Consider the following 2735-nt stretch of genomic DNA (forward strand, 5'->3'; position numbering starts at 1 on the left):
AAGAACCTGCTACTGGTTCGCGGATACCATCGATGTCTACTGGAGGAGCAGCGATGAAGGCGATTACGAAGCAAGCGGTTGCGGCTAGTAGAGTTGGAATCATTACTACGCCGAACCAACCGATGTAGATCCGGTTATTGGTGCTGGTGATCCATTCGCAGAATCGATCCCATACATTGGCGCTTGAGCGCTGTTGTAAGGTTGTTGTCATTGTTTTATAAATGCGATTATTTGCAGATGAATTAGGTAGGTTTGACTACCTGTTACACATCTTAAGGAATTTATTGCGTTTTGTAAAGTACTTTCAGAAAAAACTTTCTCTTGGGATTTACGCACCCACAGAAAATCCCCAAACCTTTGAAAAAGCGGGGACTTCAAATAGTGGATTGTGAACAATGCACTTTATTCTTCAATTCGTTGCTGGCTGCTTGAATATGGACTCTATACCTACCTCTTGTAAAGATGGACGCACAGATAAATAAACCAATGGTCCAAATAGCGGTATCAACGCTATTAACCAGAACAACTGGGGATTTTTCCAACCGCGACGCGCCATATCATCCCCCAGCAATGTGGGAAATAATAGGGAGAGTAAGCAAAAATCTAAACTCATGACATGGATGAAGCGGTTAGTTTGCCACTCTTGCACAAAACTGCCCCAATCTCCACCTCTTAAACCGTAGGTGACTAGAACAACCGTGGCTACTGTCAATACAAAACCAGTCACACGAGAATCTAGTAATTTGAGCAAGATATTCTTTTTACCGACAAACTGATTATTTGGTTCTCTAAAAGCTAAGTACGGCAACAAAGCAAAAGCACCAACTCCGAAAGAGACAGTAGCAAACAGCCAAGCAGGTATTTTTTGTCCTCTACCATCAATAAAGACTACTGCACTGTAAATAAGAGGCCAGATGCCCATGAGGTTGAATAGTGCTATGACTAAGGGGTTAATGCCTTCCCACTGCCCAATAGAAAGGTTTTTAATTAACTCGAATGTACCAGGTTGCTCAGGAGGCGCAAGGAAAAAAGCATAGACAACAAATCCCAGCCACAGTAGACCAAAGGCAATTTTTCTAAGCATGAATTTAAGTAGTATTAATTATTGATTTTGCCGTTACAAATCCGGCTATCTGCTTGCTATGGTATTATTCACTTGTCTAGACCTGATAAGATTAATCGCTAATTAAGGATTGAAATAGCTGAAAGCTTCTGACAGATAATCAGCAGCAGATGCTACTACTGCGATCGCACTTTCATAATCTAGGCGCGTTGGTCCCAAAACTCCCACACTTCCTACGGGTATCGAACCTCGGCGATAGTTAGAAGAAATCAAGGTGCAGGTGCGTATCGGTTCTAATGGATTTTCTGCGCCAATACGAACCGTTACTTTTGGTTTTCCACCATCCTCTGGTTCTGGTTGTTCAAATATTAATCGCCACAGTTGATCTTGTTCTTCTTCCAGCAGGTGGATAATTGTTTGTACTTGCTGTAACTGGGAAAATTCTGGCTGGCGCAAAACTTCTGACACACCCCGAACCATAATTTGGGTTGCAGTCGGTGCAAGAGTGCGACGAGCCAATTCGGCAACTGAGTTTTTCAAAAATTCCCCATAGCGTTGGAATTCTTGATCTAGTTCGCTCCAGTTGAGGTGGCCTAATTCCAACAGACTTCGCCCCCGTAAGTGACTATTCAAAAAGTTAGAAACAATCTGCAACTCCCGATCGATTACCTCTGAATCCCGTTGTGTTTCTTCTGGTGTTGGCGACAAATCCATCAATTTGGAATGTGTCTCATAACCATCAGTCACCACAATCAGCATAATCCGCCCAGCCTCAATTTGCACTAATTGCAGATGTCGCAATAGTGCTGTAGTCGTTTGCGGCATAGCGATCAAGCTAATGCAACCACTCAATGTTGCTAAAATCTGCGCGGCTCCTTGCAGTAGGGTTTCTAAACTTCGATCTTGCCACTGTAGCTGCTTTTGCAATGCCACCTCTACTTCTCGCCCTAAAGTTTCTGTTCGCGTAGTATCTCGCAGAGAAGGAATTAGCTGGTCAACATAAATGCGATAGCCTGAATCTGATGGTACACGTCCAGCAGAAGCGTGTGGTTGGTAGAGCAATCCAGACTTTTCTAAAACACCCATCACATTGCGAATTGTCGCCGAGCTTACACCCAGGTCGTACTCCTCAACCAAAGCCTTTGAACCAACTGGCTCTGCCGTAGCAATGTAGTGACGTACCGTTGCCCAAAGTATATGCTGTTGTCGATTTGTTAACTGAACTTCCATTATGGTATGTTTTGCTGAAGGCAAATTTTAATCAAACTCTCAAGAAATTTGTGGATTTAATCGAAAACAGAAAATATTAATAATTTATTAAAGTATCAAATTATATAACTATATTATGATAAGTATTTTTAAAGTTTATGTACAAAGCATTTTTTCAGATTATGGTTGAACTAGTAGCTCAATTTTTTTGCAAAAGCTGCTAGTTATAATGTACCCTTACGATACTTTTTTCTAACCGTACTTTTGCATAAATTTCCGCTTGCAACAGTATTATTAGATACGTATTTTCTTCAGGATTTAGTACCGAACTGTAATTTAGGAGTTATGTAAAAATAACTTGAACAATTAACTGACTACTTTGGGTTTGATAATATAGTTCCACTCACCATGAAAAGAATTTCGTTCGATTGCGATAGTATCAAGCTCTTGGTCTGTAACCTTG

Annotated in this window: 2 protein-coding genes and 1 pseudogene; all 3 read right to left on the reverse strand. The window is 41.2% G+C overall.

The features are described from left to right. Positions 1-211: pseudogene (locus AC1F2U_RS34515) on the reverse strand (photosystem II q(b) protein); the annotation flags it as partial. 198 nt (positions 212-409) lie between these two features. Beyond that, positions 410-1084 carry a DUF2834 domain-containing protein gene (locus AC1F2U_RS34520; protein WP_480265238.1) on the reverse strand — a complete coding sequence of 225 codons (675 nt, stop codon included), beginning with the start codon at positions 1082-1084 and terminating at the stop codon, positions 410-412. A gap of 102 nt (positions 1085-1186) precedes the next feature. Next, positions 1187-2293: a heat-inducible transcriptional repressor HrcA gene (hrcA, locus tag AC1F2U_RS34525; RefSeq protein ID WP_480265239.1), complete on the reverse strand. Its 1107-nt coding sequence runs from the start codon at positions 2291-2293 to the stop codon at positions 1187-1189. Between the last annotated feature and the right edge of the window lie 442 nt (positions 2294-2735).

The organism is Nostoc sp. LEGE 12454 (assembly GCF_056620565.1).